The sequence below is a fragment of the Flavobacterium sp. FlaQc-49 genome, assembly GCF_044005985.1.
In the GTDB taxonomy this organism is placed as follows: domain Bacteria; phylum Bacteroidota; class Bacteroidia; order Flavobacteriales; family Flavobacteriaceae; genus Flavobacterium; species Flavobacterium cupriresistens.
On sequence record NZ_JBIPCS010000003.1, the window covers coordinates 606,044 to 630,401 of the forward strand.

A 24,358-nucleotide genomic window follows, 5' to 3' on the forward strand; every position below is an offset into this window, starting at 1 on the left:
AGGTTGGAGCTTTAAAATTGAATTTATCAAATTAAAAATTGATGAAATTGAAGGGGCAAACACAAAGATTAATTAGTGTAAATCAGTGTAATTCGTGTCAAACCTTTTCTCAACACGAATTACACGAATTAACACGAAGGTTGGTGTCTTTTAAATTAAAAATCCGTGAAATTTAAGGAGCAAACACAAAGAATAATTAGTGCAAATTAGTGCAAATTAGTGCAAATTAGTGCAAATTAGTGCAATTCGTGTTAAACCTTTTTTCGCCACGAATTACACGAATTAATACAAAGATTGGTGTCTTTAAAATTGAATTTATCAAATTAAAATTTGTGAAATTGACTGCTATCCGCAAAGATTGATTAGTGTGAATTAGTGAAATTCGTGTCAAAAAAAATAGCAACAGAAAACTTCTTAAAAAAAAGAAGTAAATTCGTCTAACTAATTTAATCGAATGCAAAACTTAATAAAAAGAATTTTAGCTGTAGCCGTAATCGTGGTCATTGTGATTTTGGCTTTTAAATATTGTGGGTTTAAAAAAGAGGAGGAGCCAGAAATCGGTTATAATACCAACTTGATCCAGCAGCAAATCTTAAATGTTGGGAAATTGGTAGTCACCGAAGGCCATTTCTCTGAAGTCATTACATACAAAAACCAGCAGAAGTATTTGATGGACATGGTTTCTTTTGAGAAAAAAGCGCTTATTGTTGTAAATGCCAATGTTACAGTAGCGTATGATTTACATCAAATGAAATACGATATCGACGAAAAAAATAAAACAATCACGATCCTTAATATTCCAAAAGAAGAAATTACAATCAATCCGGACATTCAGTTTTATGATGTGGAACAAAGCAAATTGAATCCGTTTACAGGAGACGATTACAATAAAATCAATAAATCGGTAAAGGCAAATCTGGCCAAGAAAATCGAAAAATCATCCTTAAAAACCAATGCCCAAAACAGATTGATTAGTGAATTATCAAAGATTTTAATTCTGACGAATTCAATGGGGTGGAAACTGCAATATAATGGGAAAACGATTGAATCGGATAAGGATTTTAATAAGGATTTGAAAATGTAACGGTTAGCGCCGCAAAGGCACAAAGCCGCAAAGTTTTTATTATGCCATAGATTAAAAGGATTAAAAAAACTTTGCGATTTCGCGACTTTGCGAGATTATGTAGCGGTTAGCGCCACAAAGGCTCAAAGCCGCAAAGTTTTTATTTTGCCAATATTAAAAGGATTAAAAAAAACTTTGCGATTTCGCGACTTTGCGAGATTAAAAAACCGCAGTAAAAACACGCAGTAAAAAAAACTTAGTGCCTTAGCGCCTTAGCGGCAAAAATCCTAAACAGCTTCCTTATCAAAAATCAAATCCAAACCGCCCGAAATCAAATGTGCTACTTCTGCACGCTTTGTTTTCAACTGATCCAGGTGTACTAAAACTTCCTGTAAAAGCTGTGTTTCGTCTGAATCTTTCAAAAGCTCCGCAATTTCAACAGAAAGCAACCAATCGTTGGAATGGTTTTCTTTTAGTTTTTCAAATACAAGTTTCAATTCTGCTTTAGAATTTTTATTTTCTCTAGTGGTACGTACTGTTTGATATAGTGCTTCTAAATCATCACGCTCGTCAGTATGTACGGCTTTAATAGTGGTTGTTTTTGGAACATTATTAATCAAGTCAAAACTATTTACATCAGCTGGGCCTGAAAATGCCGAAACCACTTTTTTACCAATTGCCATATCGTAATTACCCCATTCCGGACGGAATAAAACTTCCTCTCCATGAGTTACGGTACAATTTCTGAAACTGATTAAAATAATCTCTCCGTGCAGGTTTCTGGAACCGGTGATGATTTCACCCTCAACAATAATGTTGCCTTCAAATTCAAGTCTTACAGCTTCATTTTCAACAATACTATAAGCTTGTAAATCTTTAGGACTCATGTCTTCAATGGCTAAATTGAAGCCTTTTAGTTTTCCAATCGGGCTTCCAAATCCATCAGGATGGGTTAGCGTTCCGTGGCCTACTAATTCTTTTTCGCGGTAAGACAAAGCCGTTTTTCCGGTTGCCTGAATGTAAACCGGTTTTCCTTCGTCTTCAATCACTTTGGTAAACACTCCCGAAATCTGTAGACCGGTACTCAATTCGATAGTCCCTAAAGCATTCGAATGGATCAGTTTATTGATTCCCGAAAGACCTCCCGTACGTAAAGCCATTTTATTAGCAAATTCCTCTAAAATCAAACTTAAATACGAGAAATTTGGGGTTACATACAATTGCGGTTGCAATTGTGTAATATCAAAATTCTGATTGGCAGCCGAAATATCATAAGGAATTTTCTTTACGTTATCGGTCATACACCAAGCACTCTCTCCAATCGAAGAAAGTAATCCGGCGCCATATATTTTTGGATTTTCGACAGTGCCAATCAAACCATATTCAACCGTCCACCAATGCAGGTTTCTGATTTGGGCCATTTCAGATAATTCGCCCATATTGTTTTGTAAATCGGCAACCGCTTTCTCCGCTTCTTCAATTTTGTCCTGAGGAGTATCTTCAGCTTCTTTCAAAATCGAAAGCAGTCGAATCGCTTCGTACATCTGATAATCTTTGTGAGAAGAAATCGCTTTACAACCAATTTCTCCAAAACGACGCAGGTATTCCGCGTATTCCGGATTGGCAATAATAGGCGCGTGGCCGGCACCTTCGTGAATAATATCCGGTGCAGGAGTATATTCGATATGTTCTAATTGTCTGATATCTGATGCAATAACCAAAACGTTATACGCCTGAAATTCCATAAAGGCGTTAGGCGGAATGAATCCGTCAACCGCAACGGCAGCCCAGCCAATTTCAGTCAGAATACGGTTCATACCGTACATACTTGGAATGGAATCTACTTCAATTCCAGTTTTTCTTAGTCCGTCTAAATACGAATGATGGGCAACTTTAGACAGATAATCTACATTTTTACGCATCACATAACGCCAAACTGCCTGATTGATAGGTGTATAATCGCTATAGTCTTGAGGTTTAATAAATTGCTTTAAGTGTTTAGGCAATCGCTCTAATAAAGGATTTGTTTCAATAGTTGGGTTCATTTCGAAAACGTTGTAGTTTGAAATGTAAAATTACGAATTTACAGTGCGTTTTTTGGCATTCGTCACAACTTTTTGTACAAAATTATTTATTGCTGTTTTTTGTGAAAGTTCTCTCAACCAGGATAGGAGGAGAATTGGGTCTTTTTAAGGAATGAAGAATCTGTGTCTCTAGTTTTTTTTATCAGCCACAAATTCACGAATCTTTTACTAAACTATAATTCGTGAATTTGTTTCGTTTGGCTGAAATCTAATTTTTTTGCTGTGCTTCTAAATTCCTGAAGTATTCAATTTTGTAATTGAACATATAAGCCATATTGGCCGCACGGACTTTTGCCTCTTCAGCTAATTTTCCGGCAAATAAAAAATCGACTGTTGTGGTGAAAATTTCCATCCAACGGTCAAAATGAGCTTGATCTATAGGTAATTGTTTGTGTGGCGGAAATGGACTTCCGGAATAGGTGTGTTCTTCCAATAAAATAGTTTGCCAAAAGGAATACATTTTTTCCAGATGCTCCGGCCATCTTCCTAACATTTTTTGATTAAAAATAGGCCCAATTAAATCATCATCCTGCACCTTTGCATAAAAAGTATTTACTAAAAGTTTAATATCGCCTAAGCTTGAAATATCTTGAGTTGCCATGTTAATAAAAGTAAAATTCGCCTGCAAAAATACAATATAACTAAGGGTTTGCTTTCTGATATTTATCATTTAACGTTGTTTTTAACCAATCAACTGTGTAAATAAATCCTGATTGTCATTCAAATATTGAAATTCAAAGCCATTTGCAGTCATATTCCATTTGATGGACATGATATCTTTTTTGTTTTTCAATTCTAAACCAACGACAACGGAGCCTACTTCGCGGTTGTTTTTCTTGTGAAACTGGAAATAAGTGATGTCATCGTCGGGTCCAAGAATGTTATTTACAAACTCTTTTAAAGCACCGGGGCGCTGCGGAAATTGAATCATGAAATAATGCATCAATCCTTCGTAAAGTAAAGAACGTTCCTTTATTTCTGCCGTTCTTTCGATGTCGTTGTTACTTCCGCTCACCACGCAAACGACATTTTTGTTTTTTATTTTGTCTTTATAAAAATCTAAAGCTGCGATAGTCAAAGCCCCTGCAGGTTCAACAACCATAGCTTCTTCATTGTACAATCTTAAAATTGTAGTGCAGACTTTTCCTTCCGGGACCAGAATGATATCGTCCAGATTTTTGCGACAGATCTCAAAAGTCAGATCACCAACTTGTTTGACAGCGGCTCCGTCAACAAATTTATCAATCGTTTTTAATGCAGTGTTTTTATCTTCCTTAATTGAATTTTTCATCGATGGAGCCCCCTGAGGTTCAACTCCTATAATTTTGGTATCAGGACTCAAATGTTTAAAAACTTCAGATAAACCGGAAGCCAATCCGCCACCGCCAATGGGTACAAAGACATAATCTATCGGTTTTTTATAATGGTCGAGAATTTCCAGTCCAACCGTTCCCTGACCCGCAATCACTTTCAAATCATCAAAAGGGTGGATGAAAGTTTTGTGGTTTTCCAGTGCATCAGCTGTGGCGGAGGCGTAAGCATCATCAAAGGTATCGCCGATAAGAACAATTTCAACAAACGATTTCCCGAATAATTGTACTTGTTTTACTTTTTGCTTTGGCGTTGTTTTGGGCATGTAAATTTTGCCTTTTATATGCAGTAAGTTACAGGAGTAAGCAACGCCCTGCGCATGATTCCCTGCACTGGCACATACAATTCCTGTTGCTTTTTCAGGATCGCTTAACGAAGAAATTTTGTTGTAGGCCCCTCTGATTTTGTACGACCGGACAATTTGTAAATCTTCTCTTTTTAATAAAATAGTAGCTTTAAATTCTTCTGAAAGATTCAAATTTTGAGTCAGTGGGGTAGCGGCAACTACATTCTCGAGTTGTTTTTTGGCGGCAAGTACTTCGTTAAATAGGTCCATGTTTTTTGTTTTATTTTTTGCCACAGATTAAAATGATTAGAAAGATTTAATCTGTGCGAATCTGTGACAAAAATTAGCTGTATTAAAATTATTTAAAATAAAAAAACCTCCCGATTTGGGAGGTTTCATAAAATTGTATTTGTTTACTTCTTTATATAACACCTCGCCATTATCGCTGAATAGCAATAATGTTAATAATAGCGATACTAATGTTATTTAAATTCGTCATTTTTTAATTGTCTGAAAAACAAATGTATTAATTATTTTTTTATCTGAGTGTACCGAATTGTAATTTTAGTTGTAAATCTAGATTCTGTTCCAACAGGTAGCGGTAAGCACTTCATTAAAAAGATCCATTTTTTTGTTTTATTTTTTGCCACAGATTAAAATGATTAGAAAGATTTAATCTGTGTGAATCTGTGAAATCTGTGGCAAAAATTAGCTGTATTTAAGTTTGAATATTAATCAAGTTCAGGTTACAAGTAGAAAAAAATAATTCGGAAAAATTCGTGTAATTCGTGGGAACTTTAAATTGTTTAGAAATAAAAAACCTCCCGATTTGGGAGGTTTCATAAAATTGTATTTATTATTTATTTACTTTTTTAACCGGAGGATATTGAGCTAAAATTTTAGAAACAAACTCGGTTACTTTTTCGTCTTTTTTGTCCACGTTTTTAGTCAGCGTTCCAATACCTTCACCTTGCCAGATCATTTCTTTCTTTTTGGCATCGATCAAATCAATGTATAAAGTACCTTCTGTAGAAGTAGAAACTGTAGTTTGTCCTCCGTACATCATGTAAGGATTCCAACCCCAGCCCCAGCCGTAACCCCAGCCAGCACTAAATTGATTTACATTTACCTGTTCTCTTGCTTTAGTAAAAATGTTTACTAATACATCCGGATTGTCACTTTTAGTAAAACCTTTGGCCAGCATTTGCTCGTCTATGGCACGTAGTATACGTCTTTTATCCAAATCAGATATTTCAACCTTATCAATTCCGGGCTTAAAAAAAGCATACGTTTTATAAGGCGTGAAATCTACGTTTTTATCATAATCAGAATAAACACTAACGGTACTGCAAGAGGTTAGTATTAAAAGCAGAAAAATCGGTACTAATTTGAATGTTTTCATATTTATAAAATTTTAATGTTCTAATTTTAAAATAAGAAACTCTAGATTAAAGCAGACTTTCGTCAACAATATTAGGTAAAGTAACTTTTAATAAAGGCTGAACTTCCATGGCTCTTTTTATTGCAAAAATTGCCTCGTCATTTCGAGCCCAGCTTCGTCTTGAGATTCCGTTGTTAACATCCCAAAAAAGCATTGATGCTAAACGTTTTGAAGCCTCTTTAGAACCATCAAGAACCATACCAAAGCCACCATTTATAACCTCTCCCCAGCCAACTCCACCTCCATTGTGAATAGAAACCCAGGTTGCCCCTCTGAAACTGTCTCCAATCACATTTTGAATGGCCATATCAGCTGTAAAGCGCGAACCGTCGTAGATATTTGAAGTCTCACGGTACGGAGAATCTGTTCCTGAAACGTCATGATGATCACGTCCTAAAACGACAGTACCAATTTCACCTCTGGCAATTGCCTGATTAAATGCTTCTGCAATTTTAATACGACCTTCAGCATCTGCATATAGAATACGGGCCTGTGAACCTACAACCAGTTTGTTTTCCTGCGCTCCTTTAATCCATTTGATATTATCCTGCATTTGTTGCTGAATTTCATCCGGAGCAGTTTTAGCCATTTCTTCTAAAACCTCAGAAGCGATCGTATCTGTTTTTTGTAAATCTTCCGGTTTTCCAGAGGTACAAACCCATCTGAAAGGGCCAAATCCATAATCAAAACACATTGGTCCCATAATATCCTGAACATAACTCGGGTATTTAAAATCGATGTTGTTTTCTGCCATTACATCAGCACCGGCGCGGGAAGCTTCTAATAAGAAAGCATTTCCGTAATCAAAAAAGTATGTTCCTTTTGCGGTGTGTTTGTTGATTGCTGCTGCGTGACGGCGTAATGTTTCTTGTACTTTTTCTTTGAATAATTCAGGATTATTAGCCATCATATCGTTGGCTTCTTCAAATGAAATTCCAACCGGATAATAACCACCAGCCCATGGATTATGAAGCGAAGTTTGGTCAGAACCCAAATCGATTTTGATGTTTTCTTTGTCGAAACACTCCCAAACGTCAACCACATTTCCTAAATAAGCAATAGAAACCACTTCTTTATTGGCTTTTGCCGTATGTACCCTTTTTACCAATTCTTCGGTTGAAGTTACAATTTCATTAATCCAGCCTTGTTCGTGGCGGATTTTAGTGATTTTAGGATTTACTTCGGCACAAACGGTAATACAGCCTGCAATATTTCCTGCTTTTGGCTGTGCACCACTCATACCACCAAGACCTGATGTTACGAATATATTGCCTTCCGGATTTTGTTTTATTTTTCTAAAACCATTTAAAACGGTAATGGTAGTTCCGTGTACAATTCCCTGTGGGCCAATGTACATATAACTTCCAGCCGTCATTTGTCCGTATTGTGAAACACCCAAGGCATTCATTTTCTCCCAATCGTCAGGTTTTGAGTAATTCGGAATTACCATTCCGTTCGTAACCACCACTCTTGGTGCTTCGGTATGCGAAGGGAATAGGCCCATCGGATGTCCTGAATACATTGTCAAAGTCTGTTCGTCTGTCATTTCAGACAAGTACTGCATAGTCAACAAATATTGCGCCCAGTTCTGAAAAACAGCTCCGTTACCGCCATACGTAATTAACTCATGCGGGTGCTGCGCCACAGCATAATCCAGATTGTTCTGAATCATGTGCATAATCGCTTTTGCTTGTACTGATTTTCCCGGATACTCGTCGATTGGTCGGGCGTACATTCTGTAATCCGGACGCAGACGATACATATAAATACGACCGTATGTTTCTAATTCTTCTGAGAATTCAGGAATTAATTCGGCGTGGTGTTTTGGATCAAAATAACGTAAAGCGTTCTTTAAAGCCAGTTTTTTTTCTTCAACAGAAAGAATTTCTTTTCGTTTTGGCGCATGGTTAATCGCTAAATCGTATTCTTTTTTTGAGGGTAATATAGAAGGGATTCCTTGTTGTATTTGTTCTTGAAAAGTCATTGTTTTTTGAGGTTCTAAGTTGCTAAGATTCGGAGTTGCTAAAGTCCTAATGAAGACTAATAAGCAGCTCTCAATTTTTTAATTTACATATTTTAAATTAAAAAAAAAGCTAGGGATAACGAATATCCGACCTGTGATAGGATTTGTGGATCTTAATCCTAAATTTCCGCAAGAGAATATCCATGTAATTATTTTAGGTTGTTGATTTTAGATTTTAGATTGCTGATTTTTAATTATCAAATTGTCTAATTGACACATTTTCTAATTGTCACATTACCTCATTTTTTTAATTTCACCTGTTCGCTTGTCATATCCGTAGGGACAATGGCGGCAGCCGCTTTTACAGCAATAACCACGTTTTAGATGGTGTTTTTCGGTAAAGCATTTGTAACCTTCGGGTGTGTAATAAAAATCTTCACCCTCGATTAATTTATTTTCATTACTTTGCTCTTTCATAATCCTGTTTAGACGCAATGTTTATTTGTTTTTTTATTAAAGCCCTATTTTGATTATGGTTTTAATGAAAACAAACAATTTTGCCTTTACAAATTTATAAATTTTACAGCTAATGTTTCTGATTGTTGCTAAATATTTAATTCCGAATGGATATCGCGGCATGGCTGTATTTCCATTCGTTATTGTTAAATATAATTTGGATAAAGGAAACAAGGTTTTTTTAAATCATGAAAAAATTCATTTGCGACAGCAATTAGAAATGCTTGTTATCCCTTTTTTTGTCTGGTATTTTTTAGAATATTTAGTACGCTTAATTCAATACAAAAATGCAGAAAAGGCTTATCGAAATATTAGTTTTGAAAGAGAAGCCTATGCCAACGAAACCGACTTGGATTATTTAAAAACCCGTTCCTTTTTTCAATTTTGGAACTACTTAACTTTAAAACAAAAATAGATTTTGAACCAACAAATTCATATCGATCTTCCCAATCATATTTCTTTGACGATAAAACGCGAAGACTTACTCCATCCGTTTGTTTCCGGAAATAAATTTAGAAAATTAAAATACAATTTACTTCAGGCGAAAGCCGAGAATCAAGAAACAGTATTGACTTTTGGCGGTGCTTTTTCCAATCATATTGCTGCGGTTGCTTATGCCGGAAAAGAGCAGGGTTTTAAAACAATCGGAGTGATTCGTGGGGAAGAACTTTTTGATAAAATGGAAGAAAATCCAACTTTAAGATTTGCTCAGGAAAACGGAATGCAATTTGAATTTGTTTCCAGAGAAGATTATCGGCTTAAGAATGAAATTTCGTTTTTACAAAATTTAAAACAGCAATTTGGTGACTTCTATCTGGTGCCCGAAGGTGGTACAAATGAATTGGCTGTAAAGGGCTGTGAAGAGATTTTAACCGCCGAAGATGCCGATTTTAATTACGTTTGTTGTGCCGTTGGAACAGGTGGAACAATTTCGGGATTGATAAATAGTGCCTTTCCAAATCAGAAAATTTTAGGGTTTCCAGCGTTAAAAGGTGACTTTTTAAAGGATGAAATTCGTATTTTTGTCAAAAATGAGAACTGGAGTTTGATTTCTGACTATCATTTTGGAGGATATGGCAAGATAAATTTAGAATTAGTTGAATTTATTAATGCTTTTTTTGAAGAAAATAAAGTGCCTTTAGATCCGGTTTATACAGGAAAGATGGTTTTTGGCGTTATAGATATGATCCATAAAAACTATTTTCCTGCGCATTCAAAAATTTTACTCATTCACACCGGAGGACTACAGGGAATTGATGGAATGAATTTAAAGTTGAAGCAGAAAAAATTACCAATACTAAAAACGAATGTTTAAGAAAATAATAATACTCTTCCTGATTGCAGCGTTGGCAAGCTGTTCTTCCAGCAAACCTGCTATTGCAACAACTAAAAAAGCAGCAGCAATTCAAAAACCCAGAACCGCTTCGACAAGAAAAACGGCTAATTCTAAACCAGTAGCCAAAAATCCTTCTAAAAATAATACAAGCGAAGTTATTCAGTCTACTTCAAAAACCGTTGTTACCAGTGATTTAATCAATAATTATGTGTTGCAATACAAGGATATTGCAGTAGGTAATATGCAGAAATATGGTATTCCTGCCAGTATTATTTTGGCACAAGGAATTTTAGAATCGGGTGCGGGAAGAGGCGATCTGGCTTTGGAAGCTAATAATCATTTCGGAATAAAATGTCATAAAGACTGGGTGGGAGATAGTGTTCGTCATGACGATGATTCGGCTCAGGAATGTTTTAGGAAATATACAGAAGCTTCAGAATCGTACCGGGATCATGCTTTGTTTTTAGTTGGAAAAAATAGATATGCTACCTTATTTACTTACGAAAAAGACGATTATAAAGCCTGGGCAAAAGGATTACGGGCAGCGGGTTACGCCACAGATCCTAATTATCCCGATAAATTAATTAGTTATATTGAACGTTACAATCTGCATCAGTACGATTGTCAGGTTACGGGAAAAGCCTATACGCCTTATAATAAATCGGCTCCGGTGAGAACTTCTTCTACCAATACAAGTTCTAGTCCCAACTCTAATTCCAATTCCAATGATCCTTCGTTATATGAAGTACAAAAAGGAGATACTTTGTATTCGATTTCCAAAAAATTCAATTTAATGGTGGAGGATTTGAAGCAGAAAAATAATCTTACTGATAATGCGCTTTCTATTGGGCAGAAGTTGAAAGTTAGGTAGTTTTTTAGTCTCGGTCTCAGTCTCAGTCTCAGTTTTCAGTTGGGTTGGAAACATTAAAAAAATCTAAAATCTAAATTCAGAAATCTAAAATATGATTTATAAAAGAAGTAGTCAGCTTTTTGCTGAAGCAGAAAAAGTAATTCCCGGAGGAGTAAATTCACCAGTACGAGCTTTTAAAGCCGTTGGAGGGACTCCAATTTTTGTAAAAAGTGCCAAAGGTGCTTATTTGTATGATGAAGACGGAAATAAATTAATTGATTACATTAATTCATGGGGGCCAATGATTTTAGGTCATGCCTATCAGCCTGTTGTGGATGCTGTAATCGAAAAAGCAAAGTTGGGAACTTCATTTGGAATGCCAACGGAATTGGAAACAGAAATCGCTGCTTTGGCCGTTTCTATGGTTCCGAATATTGATAAAATTCGTTTTGTAAACTCAGGAACAGAGGCGTGTATGAGTGCGATTCGTTTGGCTCGCGGTTTTACAAAAAGAGATAAAATTATAAAATTTGCAGGTTGTTACCACGGGCATTCTGATTCGTTTTTGATTCAGGCAGGAAGTGGTGCGGTAACTTTCGGATCTCCAAATAGTCCGGGGGTTACAGAAGGAACTGCAAAAGATACTTTGTTGGCAAAATACAATGATTTAGAGAATGTAAAGACTTTAATCGAAGCGAATAAAAACGAAATTGCGGCTATTATTATCGAGCCAGTTGCCGGAAATATGGGCTGTATTCCTCCTCATGAAGGTTTTCTGCAAGGCTTAAGAGAACTATGTACCGCAAACGGAATTCTATTGATTTTTGATGAGGTTATGACGGGTTTCCGTTTGGCTCGTGGTGGTGTTCAGGAGTTGTTTAATGTTGATGCTGATATTGTCACTTTCGGAAAAGTAATTGGTGGAGGTTTACCGGTTGGGGCTTTCGCTGCACGTGAAGAAATCATGAATTACTTAGCGCCACTTGGTCCGGTTTATCAGGCAGGAACGTTGTCAGGGAATCCTTTGGCGATGGCTGCAGGATTGGCAATGTTACAATCCTTAAATAATGATCGTGCTATCTTTGATCGTTTGGAAGAAAAAACGGCCTATTTGGAAGCAGGAATTGATAAGGTTTTAAAAGCGAATAATGTTGTATTTACGATCAACAGAGTAGGTTCGATGATTTCGGTGCATTTTGATGCAAATCCGGTAACCGATTTTCAAACGGCTGCAAAAGGAGATAACGAAACTTTCAAAAAGTTCTTCCACGGATTATTGCAGGAAGGTGTTTATATCGCACCATCTGCTTACGAAACCTGGTTTATTACAGATGCTTTAAGCTACGAGGATTTAGATTTTACAATTAACGCCATTGATAAGGTTTCAAAGACGTTCTAAACCAAAGTGTTAGAAACGAAATATACAATTAGGCCTGATTTTTTAAGTAAAGTCAGGCTTTTTTTATGGATCGTATTTTAATTTTTAACAGTTAATTAAAAGTTAAATTAAATATAAATCCTTAAATATTAGCATCAAAAATTATTTTTGTTTATCAAATCACTATTAAATTTACCATTAATGAAGAAATTTTACATTTTCGCTGCGACTACAGTTTTTTTACTGTTTCCTGTAAGCCAATTTGCACAATCTAAAAAAGAGAAATCTAAGAAGGGCGAAGCTGCAGTTGCCCCACCGGAAAAAAAGCCGGAATCAACTATTAAAGAGTACAGTAAAGTCATTACTAAAGATGCCGTTTCTGATGAAGGGCTCTTTACAGTACATAAAGTGGATAAAAAATACTACTTCGAAATTCCGAATAAATATTTGAATAAAGACATGCTTCTGGTGAGCAGATTGTCTAAGTTGCCTTCTAATTTGGGAGGAGGATATGTAAACGCAGGTTCAGAAACAAATGAACAATTAGTGGTTTGGCAACGTTTTCAGGATAAGATTTTAATCAAATCAAAATCTTATAATTCTGTTGCAAACGACAGCTTGCCGATCAGTATTTCGGTTAAAGCGAACAATTACAACCCTACATTATTTGCTTTTGATATCGTTTCTTTTAGTAAAGATTCGGCTAATGTTGTTGTGGATGTTACTAAATTTTACAGTACAGACGTAAAAGCGATTAGCGGAATATCTCCGGAAATGAGAGAGGTTTACAAAGTAAAAGGTTTGGACGAATCGAGAAGTTTTGTGAATACGATGAAAAGTTTTCCAATGAATATCGAGGTGGTTCAGGACATGACTTATAATGCTTCTAAGCCGTCAATGCTGGAAGAAACAGAATCGATTAGTGTTCAGATGAATCAATCTATGATTTTGTTGCCGGAAGTTCCTATGAAGCCGAGGTTAGCAGATCCAAGAGTAGGATGGTTTACAATGAGCCAATACGATTATGGAAGTAATGAATTAAAATCAGATCTTAAAACTTACATCCGTCGTTGGAGAATGGAACCTAAAGACCCTGAAGCGTATGCAAGAGGAGAATTGGTTGAGCCTGTAAAACCAATTGTATATTACTTAGATCCGGCAACTCCGGTAAAACTTAGAAAGTATATTAAACAAGGAATTGAAGAATGGCAGAAACCGTTTGAAACTGCCGGGTTTAAAAATGCTATTATTGCCAAAGATGCTCCAACAAAAGAGGAGGATCCTGATTTCAGCCCTGAAGATGTTCGCTATTCTGTAATTCGTTATGTGGCAAGCACAACCAGAAATGCAGTAGGTCCAAGCGTTTCAGACCCTAGAACGGGAGAAATTATAGAGAGTGATGTTATTTGGTACCACAATCATTTGCGTTCGTACAGAAACAGATATTTACTTGAAACCGGAGCAGCAAATCCATCGGCAAGAACATTACAAACAAGTGATGAGGAAATGGGAGAAATGATGCGAATGGTTATTGCACACGAAGTAGGTCATGCATTAGGTTTTCCACATAATATGGGAGCAAGTTGTGCTTACGATACAGAAAGCTACAGAAATGGAGATTTCACTCAGGAAAATGGTATTGCAGCAAGTATAATGGATTATGCCCGTTACAACTATATCGCGCAACCAGGTGATAAAAACATACGTTTTATTCGTAAAATGGGTGCTTACGATCATTATGCATTAAATTGGGGATACAGAGTAATTCCGAATGCAAAAACGACACAAGACGAATTACCGACATTAGATAAGTGGATTGTGGAAAAAGCAGGAAATCCAATTTATAAATACGGGAAACAAAGCAGTTCATTTGACCCGACTTCTCAAACAGAAGATGTTGGTAATAATTCAATGAAAGCAAGTTCATACGGACTTAAAAATTTGGAGTATGTGGCAGCTCATTTAAACGAATGGACGAGTAATGTTACCAACAACTATGACGATTTAGATGAATTGTATAAAGAATTATTAGACGTTTGGAGCCGTTATGTAGGTCACGTGGTTACGAATGTTGGAGGTGTTTATGAGAATACTAAAAACCCAAATCAATCCGGAAATGTTTATGAGGTAGTTCCAAAAGCAAAACAAATAGAGGCGATGAATTGGCTTCAAACGAATGCTTTTGCTTCTCCAACATGGATTGTAAATGTAACGACGTTAAAAAATACAGATTTCGCAGGTTATACAGAAAGATTCAGAGGGATACAAGTGAGACAATTGAATAGTCTGCTTAGTTTAGGACGTATCGGAAGGCTAATGGATAACGAAATTTTGGGAGCTGATACTTACAAAGCATTAGATTTGTTTAAAGATATTCGCAAAGGAATTTGGAAAGAAGCAGGTACAGCAGGTAATGTAACGATTTACAGAAGAAATTTACAACGTGCTTTCATTGACCGAATGGGGTTTTTGATGACCGAAGAAATTAAACCAACGGATCGATCTGCGACTTACTATAATGTGTCTCAGTCTGATGTTAGAGCTTTGGTTCGTGGTGAATTAAGTGCGTTAAGAAAAACACTTTCAGTAGCAAAAGCAACAGCTGTGAATACGGAAACAAAATACCATTATGAAGATTGTATCAAAAGAATAGATTTGATACTTAATCCGAAATAAAATTGGATACTAACGAAAAAAGAGGCTTTTAGGCCTCTTTTTTTTGTTATGGATTCTCTCTTCTTTCTTTTCTTTTTTCTTTGAATTTTTCCTTGTTGTCTTCCTGAATTGCTTTCCATTTGGTGTATTGGTCTGCTTTTAAGATCGATTTCATTTTGGCATCATTGGCTTCGACTTCATCAGTCATTTGTTTTCTGAAAGCTGCTTTTTCCTCTGCCGTTGGCTTCATATTACTGTCTTTTTTCGCCTGACGTGCTTCTTTAAAACTTTGTGCTTTGGCACTTCTGTCTGCTAAAAGTTGTTTTACCTGAGTTTGTTGGCTGGCATCCAGATTCAGTTCCGATGTTAATTTTTTTAATTGTTTGTCATTGCGTTGTTCCGGTGTCAGCTTCTCTCTTTGTGGCTTAGAAGTTTGATCTGCGTCTTGAGCAAAACTTACCATTCCAACGAATAGCAAAGCTGCGATAAGTAATTTTTTCATAATTTGTTTTTTAAAGGTTATAGCAATTAGACTTTATAAAATTTATTAGGTTTAATGGCGTGTCAATAATTATGGATTATTTAACAGGTTAGGCTTCATTGTTTTATAAGAGCGTCTTTTCTGTTTTTAAGAAAATTCGGAATTAATCATTAAATTTAAGAAATTTATAAATGCGAATAAATAACAGATAAGTATATGGATTTAGGATCTTTGAGCGAAAATAAAGTAGCTTTCTTTTCAACGCAGCCTTACGATAAAACGTTCTTTAATAAATACAATGAGTTTGGTTTTGAATTGGATTTTTTCGAAACCCAACTCAATTCGCAAACGGCAACTTTAATTCAGGAGTGCGCTATCGTTTGTGTTTTTGTGAATGATATTGTCAATGAAGCCGTTGTCAAACAATTGGCAGAAAAGAACGTGAAAATTATTGCCTTGCGTTGCGCCGGTTTTAATAACGTTGACTTAGAAGCAGCAAAAAAATACAATCTTAAGGTTTGTCGCGTTCCCGCTTATTCGCCACAAGCAGTTGCAGAACATGCCATGGCAATGATTTTGACATTAAACAGAAAAACACACAAAGCTTATAATAGAGTTCGGGAACAGAATTTTTCCTTAAACGGATTGTTAGGTTTCGATTTGTTCGGAAAAACAATCGGAATTATAGGAACGGGAAATATTGGTAAAGCATTCGCTAGAATTGCCTTAGGATTTGGATGTAAAGTAGTAGCTTACGATATTGTAACGGATCCGGAAATGGAAAAAGACGGTATTGTTTTTACCGATTTGAAAACTATTTTTAAAGAGAGTGATATTATTTCACTGCATTGTCCGTTAAATGAACAAACGAAACATCTGATCAATAAAAGCTCAATTGCTTTGATGAAAAACCAAGTGATGATCATCAATACCAGTAGGGGAGGATTAATAGAAACAGCCAGTGTTATTGAAGGTTTAAAAGAGGGTAAAATAGGTTATTTAGGGATCGATGTTTACGAGCAGGAAGAAAAGTTGTTTTTCAGAGATCTTTCTGCCGACATTATTCAGGACGATGCCATTCAGCGGTTAATGAGTTTTCCGAATGTTCTGGTTACTGCCCATCAGGCTTTTTTTACTAACGAAGCATTAACACAAATTGCTTTAGTCACTTTTGATAATATTAAGTCATTATTGCTTGAAAATGATATTAAAAACAAAGCTGCTTTGCTGGTTTAAAACCGAGTTGTTAATTGATTTTAAGCAGAATGTTATAAATTTAAAATAGAGATATGAAAAATAAAATTTTAATGGCCTGTGCAATTTTGGCCCTGTATTCTTGCCAGAATAAAGAAAAACCGGCAAAGGAAAATATCGTTAAAACAATTGCAGAAGATACCTTAACAAAGACTGCTACAGGTTCTGCGGATGTAGGAGATGTTCCTGATATAGATGATAACGCGGTCGAAATGATCAGAAAGCAACTTCTAATTTTATTAAAAGATGATCTTAAAGCCATGACAAAAGACGACAGGTTCTTTTATTACGAAGCTTTCGATTTAAATAATGACAAGAAAAACGAATATTTTGTTGGCTTTTCCAATCCCTACTTTTGCGGAAGCGGAGGTTGCTCCGGTTATATTCTGAACAATGACGGAAGTGTGCTAAATTCGTTTACGGTAACTAATTTTCCTATTCTTACAGCAGCAACTTCTTCAGAGAAATTTCAGGATCTTATTGTTAATAGTGGGAGTGCTGTTCATCTTGTGAAAATGAAAAACGGAAAATATCCTTCTAATCCTTCTGTTCAGGAAGTTTGGAAAGGAAAAACACCTGAAAATTCTCCGAAAATTTTGGATATTCAGTCAGGGAAATTGGAGAAGTATTCGTTTTAGAAACTTAAAAAAATATATACATAAAATAATTAAACCCGACAGGTTTTTAAAACCTGTCGGGTTTGAATTTATATTTAAATCAGATAAAAAATTATTCCACCAATTCAACCATTTTAAAATCACCTTCAACGGCAACTTTAGTCAAGCCATGTTTCGATAAACCTTTCATTGCAGAATCCCATTTTTTACCGCTTAGATTAGCTTTTATTTTTAACTGCGTTAATTCAACTTTATTTTCGTTTCCTTTCAAAAGATCGATGATAAATTTTTCTTCGTCAGTCAATTCAATAGCGATTTGTTTTTTCTCCGGACGCATTTGCGGGAACAATAAAACTTCTTGAATAGACACATTATTAGTCAGGTACATCATCAAACGGTCCATTCCAATCCCCATACCTGAAGTTGGAGGCATACCATACTCAAGAGCTCTTAAGAAATCCTCATCGATAATTCCGTTTGCTTCATCATCCCCTTTTTCAGACAAGCGCATTTGATCTTCAAAACGCTCTCTTTGGTCAATTGGATCGTTCAATTCAGAATAAGCATTGGCTACTTCTTTACCACAAATCATTAACTCAAAACGCTCTGTTAACTCAGGATTGTCGCGGTGTTCTTTACAAAGTGGAGACATTTCTTTAGGATAATCCGTAATGAAAGTTGGTTGAATGTAATTTCCTTCACATTTTGCTCCAAAAATTTCATCAATCAATTTTCCTTTCCCCATTGTTTTGTCAACGTCAATTCCCATTCCTTTGGCAGCTTCGTAAAGCTCCTCTTCCGATTTACCTGAGATATCAAAACCGGTAAAATGTTTGATCGAATCAGTCATCGTTACACGAGCGTATGGAGCCTTAAAATTAATGGTGTGTTCTCCAAAAACCACATCAGAACTACCATTAACAGCAACAGCACAATGCTCCAGAAGATCTTCGGCAAAGTTCATCATCCAATTGTAGTCTTTGTAGGCTACATATATTTCCATAGCGGTAAATTCCGGGTTATGTGTTCTGTCCATTCCTTCGTTACGGAAGTTTTTAGAAAACTCATAAACACCTTCAAAACCACCAACAATCAATCTTTTTAAATACAATTCGTTGGCAATACGCATGTATAGCGGAATGTCAAGCGAATTATGGTGCGTAATAAACGGACGCGCCGCAGCACCACCTGCAATAGGTTGTAAAACCGGAGTCTCAACCTCAAGATAACCCGCACCATTAAAAAAGTCACGCATGGCGTTAAACAATTTCGTACGTTTTATAAAAGTCTCTTTTACGTTTTGGTTTACCGTTAAATCTACATAACGCATTCTGTAACGCAATTCAGCATCGTTAAAAGCATCGTGTACATTTCCATCTTCATCCACTTTTGGTAAAGGAAGCGGGCGTAACGTTTTGCTCAAAAAAGTAAAACCGTCAACACGAATACATTGTGCACCAACTTTAGTCGTAAACAATTCCCCTTCAATACCAATAAAATCTCCTAAATCGGTCAATTTTTTAAAAACCGTATTGTACAAAGTTTTGTCATCGCCTTCACACAAAACATCGCGATTTACGTACAATTGTATACGTCCTTCGCTATCCTGCAATTCAGCAAAACAAGCTTTCCCTTGATCTCTCACACTCATCAAACGTCCGGCAACGATCACCTTCTTACCTTCTTCAAACGACTCCTTTATTTGCTTTGAAGTATGATTTACAGGAAAAAGATTAGCAGGATAAGGATTGATTCCTAAGTTGCGTAAGTTTTGAAGTTTCTCTCTTCGGATGATTTCTTGTTCAGATAAGGCCATTATATACTGTTTTTTAAGTGGGCAAAGATAGTCAATTTTGAAAAAATGACAATTTCAAAATTTGAAAATAATTCCAGTTTTTTCAGGAGCACAAAAAAAGGGTTTTTCAGCACCATTTGTCCCGCTATTCGCTGTATCTTTTCTCGGTTAAAGAAACCGGAAAAAGGATGCCGCTGCTATCGGGGCTAAACCAGAAATTTCATTTTCAGAAGCCTTTCGAGCATTTCTACGAGAAGAATGTGAAAACTTAAAACTTAAAATAAATTCGAAGTAAATCAACTAAAAATCTCAGTATCTTAGCCACTCAGTACCTTAGCATCTCTAAAAAAGTAAATGAAAAAACTACTAGCCCTTTTACCCCTAATTCTCTTTGCAAGCTGTCAAATTACCGAAACGATAAACCTGAACTCAGACGGAAGCGGTACGATCGAAACCGTAGCAACTCGTGACGAACACAGTTATATGCAATTGGCTGGTGAGAATTATTCAAGAGAAGAAAGATTCCGGGATACCACTTATGTTTTTCAGGAATACATCACAAAATATGCGGAGAATTTTGCAAAACTTCCTGCAGCTGAAAAAGCTGTTTTTAATCAGTACAAAGAGGTCAAAGTGCATCTCAAGGAAAGTTCCTTTGAGAAAGAAGTCAAAAATACATTTACGCATCATTTTAGCAAAGTAGAAGCTATTCCGGACTTACATAAAACAACAGAATATGCCGATGATTTGAAACATAATTATGCTTTAAGTGCTGAGGAACATTATTACCATGTCAGTTTTACTTTTGATGGTATCACTTTTAAAAGAGTTATAAAAATTACAAATCCAGAAGAACTAAAGAAAAAACAGGAAGAAATTGAGAAATTTAAAAAGAAAACTTCTGGTTTTAAATTAGTACAAACCTATAATCTGGAGTATCATTTTCCCCGGAAAATAAAAACGGTTTCTAATGAAAAGGCAATTGTCAGCTCTGATAAAAAGTCACTAAAACTGGTTTTGCAGCTTTCAGATTGTCTTCAAAATCCAGAAACTTCCAATCTGGAAGTGATTTTAGAGCAATAAGGTTAATCTAACCTAATAAGATATAATTATTTTAGAACAGCCTGAAATTTTTAAGAACACAAAGATATTTAACCCATTTAAATTTTAAGGATTTGATAATGTGGTAGAAATTTGTTTCTTAATTGCATTCTATTATATAAGTAAAATCCAACTTTTCTCTTAGATGTTAAGTATAATTCTGGCGCGTTATACTGCAATATTTTTTTTTCCATGTTCCGGCGAACTGAAGCGTCCGGAAAATCTATTGTGAAAGCATTTCCAACTTCTATGAAATGTTTTCTTTATTCTGTACTATTAGTAATGTTCAGCATTGCAATAGGATAAGCACAAACTTTTTCACAATGGAGTTCATTTTCTTTCATAGACCCTATTCGATTTTATACTAATTATATATTTTTTGCAGAAAGTAAAGAATATCTCGGTTGAAGATGGTTTAACCAAAATCGTTTTTAAATGGAGTGGTTGGATAGGAGGAGAAAGGCAGAAAAGAACAGCTTCTGATGACAACTGCTTAGCGCTATTTTTTTGTTGTAACAATAGAATTCGACACTCACGCGGCTTATTATTATTTGGAAATGACATGTTGTCTTAACAAATAATAATAAGCTAATGATCGATTATAGTTTTATGGTATACAGTAATAAAGCAAATTAAGGGCGATACATAAATTGATGTAGTTTTAATTCGAAATACAGAAAGTGTATTTTAAAAACAAAAACTATGGAGAAAAAAGGAGCAGTATTTAAAAAAAAATCAAAATAAAAAATCAAAAAATAGCCGCATTTTCGAGTTCTATACTTTGAACCGTCTAGCCAGAAAATTCTGAAACAAGATATAAAAGTAAAAATTATCTCTTCTTCAGGATTAGATATCCAAAAATTAATATAAAAACCAATTTTATGAATAACAAAATAAAGGTCACATTGTTGACCATGGCACTGTATTTTCTAAATTTAACGTGTTATTCTCGAGTTATATGTTTGAATTATAATGGTATAAGTGTTAAAGAAACCAAAGGGATTCTGAAAGAGAAAAGTGGGTACTCTTTTGTTTTTGAATCAGATGATTTTGATACAAAAAGAAGGATTTCGATTGATGTAGTAAATCAACCTATTGATCAGATTAAGGAGAAAATTACAGGAATAATTACAGATAGTAAAGGGCTATTCATTGCCGGAGCAACTATAAAAAATAAGGAAACCAGTAAAACCACAATTTCTGATTCCGAAGGTAAATTTGATATAGAAGCTTCAATAGGGGATATACTCGAGATTTCCTGTATAAGTTATATCACCACATCAATTACAGTATCAGACAAAAACACGGTTAGTATTATACTTCAGGAAGACTCTAAAGTTCTGGACGAAGTAGTAGTTATTGGTTATGGAAAACAGTCAAAAACTAAGGTAATGGGGGCTTCGGTTCAAATAAAAACAGATGAACTGAATAAGGTAGCAGGAGCCAATTTTGCACAACAATTAAGTGGAAAAATGGCAGGAGTTCAAGTGAATGAAACATCAGGACAACCGGGATCCTCTTCAAAGATAATTATTCGCGGTACAGGCACATTAACTGCAGGCTCTAATCCTCTTATTGTTGTAGACGGTGTTCCTCTTTCTGAGGGAACAACATTAAACAGTATAAATTCTTATGATATTGAATCTATAAATGTGCTAAAGGATGCTGCTTCTGCCGCTATTTATGGCTCAAGGGGGGCAAATGGAGTTATTCTGGTTTCTACAAAAAAAGGAAAAAAAGGGGCTCCAACAATATCATTAGATTATTATACCGGTATCCAGAGACAGGCATCCAGAGTAGAATTAGTAAATGCAAATCAGGCGGCTCAATTTTTTAATGAAGCCCGGGATTGGGGATATGTCTCTAAAAAACCAACCACCCGCAGTGAAAATGATGACGAAGCCACAAGAATAGCAAAGGGAGCAGGCAAGCGTGAGCTTAGACTTAATTACCTGAAAAACCCCGGATTATCAGGACTAGCAAACACCAATTGGATGGATGAAGTTTTTAGAGATGCACTTATGAAGAATTATTCGCTCGGAATTTCCGGAGGAAATGAAAAATCAAATTACTACATTTCTACAAATTATTTCAAACAACAAGGAATCGTTATCGAAACAGATTATGAACGTTATACTTCTTCGATTCGGTTTAATACGGAACTATCCGATAAATTTAAATTTGGTATTAGCTTGAACCCATCTTATTCGGTTCAGAATAAGTACGATCAGGATGATGGATTTAACACCAACCCTGTTCTCTCACTTATTATTTCCTATCCGTTTTTTAGCCCTTATACTAAAGATGGTTCCTTAGCTATTGGCGACCAACTTGCCGCAAATGCTCCTCAAGACGGTGCTTTGGCAGAAAATCCGGTTGCGATCATAAAGCTAAACTCAAATGTGGAGCGTTATTTCAGGCTGTTCGGAAATGCTTTTGTTACCTATGATATTAGTGATGGACTGCAATTTAAAACATTATTTGGTGGAGATTACAGAAATCCTTTAAAACAATTCTATAGCCCATCCTCAGTAGGGTATTATCGAATGCCCGCTCCCAAGGCGCCTATAGCTTCTGAAACGGTTTCAATTGCAAAAAATATTATTACCGAGAATACATTAAATTATACTAAAAATTTTGGAGAGCATCAAATAGAACTATTGGCAGGATATACGTACCAAAGAGAAGAAGGAACCTCATCAGATATTACCGGTACAGGGATCTCAGATGATAATCTCCCAAATATTGCCGGAGCCAGTGCTTATAAAGTTTCCAGCTCAAAAGAGGCATGGGTGTTGATCTCCTATCTTGGCCGTGCTCAGTATTTTTATAAACAAAAGTATCAACTCACAGGGACTTTAAGACGTGATGGTTCCTCTCGTTTTGGTTCTAATTCAAAATGGGGTCTTTTCCCTTCGATAGCAGCAGGTTGGATAGTAAGTAAAGAAACTTTTTTCCCTGAAACGACGATTTTTACTTTTGCTAAAATACGCGCCAGTTGGGGGAAAACGGGAAATAATCAAATTGGGTCTTATGGGTCTATTGCGTTAGTAAATTCTCAAAATTATGTATACGGAAATGATTTAAGTCCCGGATTTACAACTACCAGTTCCCCTAATCCGGATTTATCATGGGAAAACAGAGCGTCAACCAATCTGGGACTGGATCTAACTATTTATAGAAAGTTTAATTTCACGGCTGATTTTTATACATCTATTACCAGTGATTTACTTCTAAATGTGCCAGTACCGCAGCAATCAGGGTTTACAACTTCTACTCAAAATACCGGAGAATTAAAAAATTCGGGTATTGAAATTTCATTTGAAGGAAATGGAATTAATCTGGGGCAAGTAAAATGGAATTTTGGAGGAAATATTACAACCAATAAAAGCGAAGTATTAAAATTGGGTAATAATCAGAATGAAATAATAACAGGTTATCAAGGATCTTACAGAACAAAAGTCGGAGGCCCTATTGCAGAACTTTATGGATATAATATCTTGGGAGTCTATAAAACAAATGAACAAATTGCAGCAACACCCCATATACCAGGTACTCTAACAGGGGACTACATTATGGAAGATAGTAATAACGATGGAATTATTGACAACAAAGATAAAAAAGGCTTTGGAAGTTATGCTCCTAAGATTACCTATGGTTTTAATTCTTCTTTTGCTTATAAAGATTTTGAATTAAGCTTCTCTATCAACGGAATTCAGGGCAGAAAAAAACTCGCTAAAGAGACGGCTGTGTTTTTGGAATCCGGTGAAGGTTTTTCGATGCCAAGTACCTATTATTTTAAGAACAGGTATCATCCTGTTAATAATCCGAACGGTTTTTTGGGCCAACCCAACACGGGAAATTTTTCGTCAAACAGACAAGCAGCCAGAGGATCAAGTAACACTTTTACAAATGCAGATTATATAAGACTTCGAGACATACAAATAGCTTACAATTTACCTAAGACAGCCATAAAAAAGATTGGTTTAACAAGGGCAAGAATTTACCTTTCGGGTAATAATCTCATAAACATTACGAAATACAGAGGTTTTAATTCTGAAGCAGAAACAGACAATATTCTTGAAATGGGATTTAATAATAATCGTATTTATCCCAATACAAAATCTGTAATTTTTGGAATTAATTTAACTTTTTAACCATAGCTAT

General features: G+C 35.6%; 18 protein-coding genes. 10 read left to right on the forward strand and 8 right to left on the reverse strand.

The genetic code is table 11. The features are described 5' to 3' along the window. Window positions 1-454: 454 nt before the first annotated feature. Complete coding sequence (locus ACHRV3_RS08975; RefSeq protein WP_395434000.1) at window positions 455-1,084, forward strand: DUF4230 domain-containing protein; 630 nt, start codon at window positions 455-457, stop codon at window positions 1,082-1,084. A 266-nt stretch (window positions 1,085-1,350) separates the two neighbouring features. Here ACHRV3_RS08975 and ACHRV3_RS08980 read toward each other — a convergent pair whose 3' ends face one another. The 6 genes from ACHRV3_RS08980 to ACHRV3_RS09005 form a co-directional block, all read right to left on the reverse strand. Beyond that, complete coding sequence (locus tag ACHRV3_RS08980) at window positions 1,351-3,108, reverse strand: aromatic amino acid hydroxylase (protein ID WP_395434001.1); 1,758 nt, start codon at window positions 3,106-3,108, stop codon at window positions 1,351-1,353. 247 nt (window positions 3,109-3,355) lie between these two features. Continuing rightward, window positions 3,356-3,748 carry a group III truncated hemoglobin gene (locus ACHRV3_RS08985; RefSeq protein ID WP_047778025.1) on the reverse strand — a complete coding sequence of 131 codons (393 nt, stop codon included), beginning with the start codon at window positions 3,746-3,748 and terminating at the stop codon, window positions 3,356-3,358. An 81-nt stretch (window positions 3,749-3,829) separates the two neighbouring features. After that, entirely contained in the window at window positions 3,830-5,074 is a 1,245-nt protein-coding gene (gene ilvA, locus ACHRV3_RS08990) for a threonine ammonia-lyase IlvA (RefSeq protein WP_047777968.1), read from the reverse strand. 586 nt (window positions 5,075-5,660) lie between these two features. Then, the gene (locus ACHRV3_RS08995; protein WP_230004714.1) at window positions 5,661-6,206 is read right to left on the reverse strand and encodes a DUF4136 domain-containing protein; all 546 of its coding nucleotides are present in this window, start codon (window positions 6,204-6,206) and stop codon (window positions 5,661-5,663) included. Between the two features lie 46 nt (window positions 6,207-6,252). Next, window positions 6,253-8,229 carry a urocanate hydratase gene (locus ACHRV3_RS09000; protein ID WP_395434002.1) on the reverse strand — a complete coding sequence of 659 codons (1,977 nt, stop codon included), beginning with the start codon at window positions 8,227-8,229 and terminating at the stop codon, window positions 6,253-6,255. A gap of 273 nt (window positions 8,230-8,502) precedes the next feature. Beyond that, window positions 8,503-8,685 (reverse strand): DUF5522 domain-containing protein, encoded by a 183-nt coding sequence (locus ACHRV3_RS09005; protein WP_082210652.1) that lies wholly within the window; start codon window positions 8,683-8,685, stop codon window positions 8,503-8,505. 112 nt (window positions 8,686-8,797) lie between these two features. Between ACHRV3_RS09005 and ACHRV3_RS09010 the strand changes: the two genes are divergently transcribed. From ACHRV3_RS09010 to ACHRV3_RS09030, 5 genes are all read left to right on the forward strand, one after another. Further along, on the forward strand, window positions 8,798-9,139 hold the full coding sequence (locus tag ACHRV3_RS09010) for a hypothetical protein (protein WP_395434003.1): 342 nt from the start codon (window positions 8,798-8,800) through the stop codon (window positions 9,137-9,139). A 3-nt stretch (window positions 9,140-9,142) separates the two neighbouring features. Continuing rightward, on the forward strand, window positions 9,143-10,039 hold the full coding sequence (locus ACHRV3_RS09015; protein ID WP_395434004.1) for a 1-aminocyclopropane-1-carboxylate deaminase/D-cysteine desulfhydrase: 897 nt from the start codon (window positions 9,143-9,145) through the stop codon (window positions 10,037-10,039). Further along, window positions 10,032-10,931, forward strand: a complete 900-nt coding sequence (locus tag ACHRV3_RS09020) for a glucosaminidase domain-containing protein (protein ID WP_395434005.1) — start codon at window positions 10,032-10,034, stop codon at window positions 10,929-10,931. The genes ACHRV3_RS09015 and ACHRV3_RS09020 overlap by 8 nt, the downstream gene beginning before the upstream one ends. A 91-nt stretch (window positions 10,932-11,022) precedes the next feature. Then, window positions 11,023-12,309 (forward strand): glutamate-1-semialdehyde 2,1-aminomutase, encoded by a 1,287-nt coding sequence (gene hemL, locus ACHRV3_RS09025; protein ID WP_047777958.1) that lies wholly within the window; start codon window positions 11,023-11,025, stop codon window positions 12,307-12,309. A 180-nt stretch (window positions 12,310-12,489) separates the two neighbouring features. Further along, the gene (locus ACHRV3_RS09030) at window positions 12,490-14,964 is read left to right on the forward strand and encodes a zinc-dependent metalloprotease (RefSeq protein ID WP_395434006.1); all 2,475 of its coding nucleotides are present in this window, start codon (window positions 12,490-12,492) and stop codon (window positions 14,962-14,964) included. Between the two features lie 46 nt (window positions 14,965-15,010). On the opposite strand, the gene ACHRV3_RS09035 is transcribed toward ACHRV3_RS09030, so the two are convergent. Then, window positions 15,011-15,445, reverse strand: coding sequence for a hypothetical protein (locus ACHRV3_RS09035; protein ID WP_047777954.1), 435 nt, complete (start codon window positions 15,443-15,445; stop codon window positions 15,011-15,013). Between the two features lie 195 nt (window positions 15,446-15,640). Here ACHRV3_RS09035 and ACHRV3_RS09040 point away from each other — a divergent pair, with 195 nt between their 5' ends. After that, entirely contained in the window at window positions 15,641-16,660 is a 1,020-nt protein-coding gene (locus ACHRV3_RS09040; RefSeq protein WP_395434008.1) for a 2-hydroxyacid dehydrogenase, read from the forward strand. 53 nt (window positions 16,661-16,713) lie between these two features. Continuing rightward, the gene (locus tag ACHRV3_RS09045; RefSeq protein WP_395434009.1) at window positions 16,714-17,316 is read left to right on the forward strand and encodes a hypothetical protein; all 603 of its coding nucleotides are present in this window, start codon (window positions 16,714-16,716) and stop codon (window positions 17,314-17,316) included. Between the two features lie 91 nt (window positions 17,317-17,407). Here ACHRV3_RS09045 and lysS read toward each other — a convergent pair whose 3' ends face one another. Then, window positions 17,408-19,111, reverse strand: a complete 1,704-nt coding sequence (gene lysS, locus ACHRV3_RS09050) for a lysine--tRNA ligase (protein WP_047777948.1) — start codon at window positions 19,109-19,111, stop codon at window positions 17,408-17,410. 333 nt (window positions 19,112-19,444) lie between these two features. Between lysS and ACHRV3_RS09055 the strand changes: the two genes are divergently transcribed. Together ACHRV3_RS09055 and ACHRV3_RS09060 are read left to right on the forward strand one after the other, a co-directional pair. Next, window positions 19,445-20,173: a hypothetical protein gene (locus ACHRV3_RS09055; protein ID WP_395434010.1), complete on the forward strand. Its 729-nt coding sequence runs from the start codon at window positions 19,445-19,447 to the stop codon at window positions 20,171-20,173. A gap of 899 nt (window positions 20,174-21,072) precedes the next feature. Then, window positions 21,073-24,348: a SusC/RagA family TonB-linked outer membrane protein gene (locus ACHRV3_RS09060; RefSeq protein ID WP_395434011.1), complete on the forward strand. Its 3,276-nt coding sequence runs from the start codon at window positions 21,073-21,075 to the stop codon at window positions 24,346-24,348. Window positions 24,349-24,358: the final 10 nt, after the last annotated feature.

Excerpts from the sequence above, each read along its gene's own strand:
- ACHRV3_RS08975 (WP_395434000.1), top strand. The coding sequence starts at position 455 with ATGCAAAACTTAATAAAAAGAATTTTAGCTGTAGCCGTAATCGTGGTC.
- ACHRV3_RS08980 (WP_395434001.1), bottom strand. The coding sequence starts at position 3,108 with ATGAACCCAACTATTGAAACAAATCCTTTATTAGAGCGATTGCCTAAA.
- ACHRV3_RS08985 (WP_047778025.1), bottom strand. The coding sequence starts at position 3,748 with ATGGCAACTCAAGATATTTCAAGCTTAGGCGATATTAAACTTTTAGTA.
- ilvA (WP_047777968.1), bottom strand. The coding sequence starts at position 5,074 with ATGGACCTATTTAACGAAGTACTTGCCGCCAAAAAACAACTCGAGAAT.
- ACHRV3_RS08995 (WP_230004714.1), bottom strand. The coding sequence starts at position 6,206 with ATGAAAACATTCAAATTAGTACCGATTTTTCTGCTTTTAATACTAACC.
- ACHRV3_RS09000 (WP_395434002.1), bottom strand. The coding sequence starts at position 8,229 with ATGACTTTTCAAGAACAAATACAACAAGGAATCCCTTCTATATTACCC.
- ACHRV3_RS09005 (WP_082210652.1), bottom strand. The coding sequence starts at position 8,685 with ATGAAAGAGCAAAGTAATGAAAATAAATTAATCGAGGGTGAAGATTTT.
- ACHRV3_RS09010 (WP_395434003.1), top strand. The coding sequence starts at position 8,798 with ATGTTTCTGATTGTTGCTAAATATTTAATTCCGAATGGATATCGCGGC.
- ACHRV3_RS09020 (WP_395434005.1), top strand. The coding sequence starts at position 10,032 with ATGTTTAAGAAAATAATAATACTCTTCCTGATTGCAGCGTTGGCAAGC.
- hemL (WP_047777958.1), top strand. The coding sequence starts at position 11,023 with ATGATTTATAAAAGAAGTAGTCAGCTTTTTGCTGAAGCAGAAAAAGTA.
- ACHRV3_RS09030 (WP_395434006.1), top strand. The coding sequence starts at position 12,490 with ATGAAGAAATTTTACATTTTCGCTGCGACTACAGTTTTTTTACTGTTT.
- ACHRV3_RS09035 (WP_047777954.1), bottom strand. The coding sequence starts at position 15,445 with ATGAAAAAATTACTTATCGCAGCTTTGCTATTCGTTGGAATGGTAAGT.
- ACHRV3_RS09040 (WP_395434008.1), top strand. The coding sequence starts at position 15,641 with ATGGATTTAGGATCTTTGAGCGAAAATAAAGTAGCTTTCTTTTCAACG.
- ACHRV3_RS09045 (WP_395434009.1), top strand. The coding sequence starts at position 16,714 with ATGAAAAATAAAATTTTAATGGCCTGTGCAATTTTGGCCCTGTATTCT.
- lysS (WP_047777948.1), bottom strand. The coding sequence starts at position 19,111 with ATGGCCTTATCTGAACAAGAAATCATCCGAAGAGAGAAACTTCAAAAC.
- ACHRV3_RS09055 (WP_395434010.1), top strand. The coding sequence starts at position 19,445 with ATGAAAAAACTACTAGCCCTTTTACCCCTAATTCTCTTTGCAAGCTGT.
- ACHRV3_RS09060 (WP_395434011.1), top strand. The coding sequence starts at position 21,073 with ATGAATAACAAAATAAAGGTCACATTGTTGACCATGGCACTGTATTTT.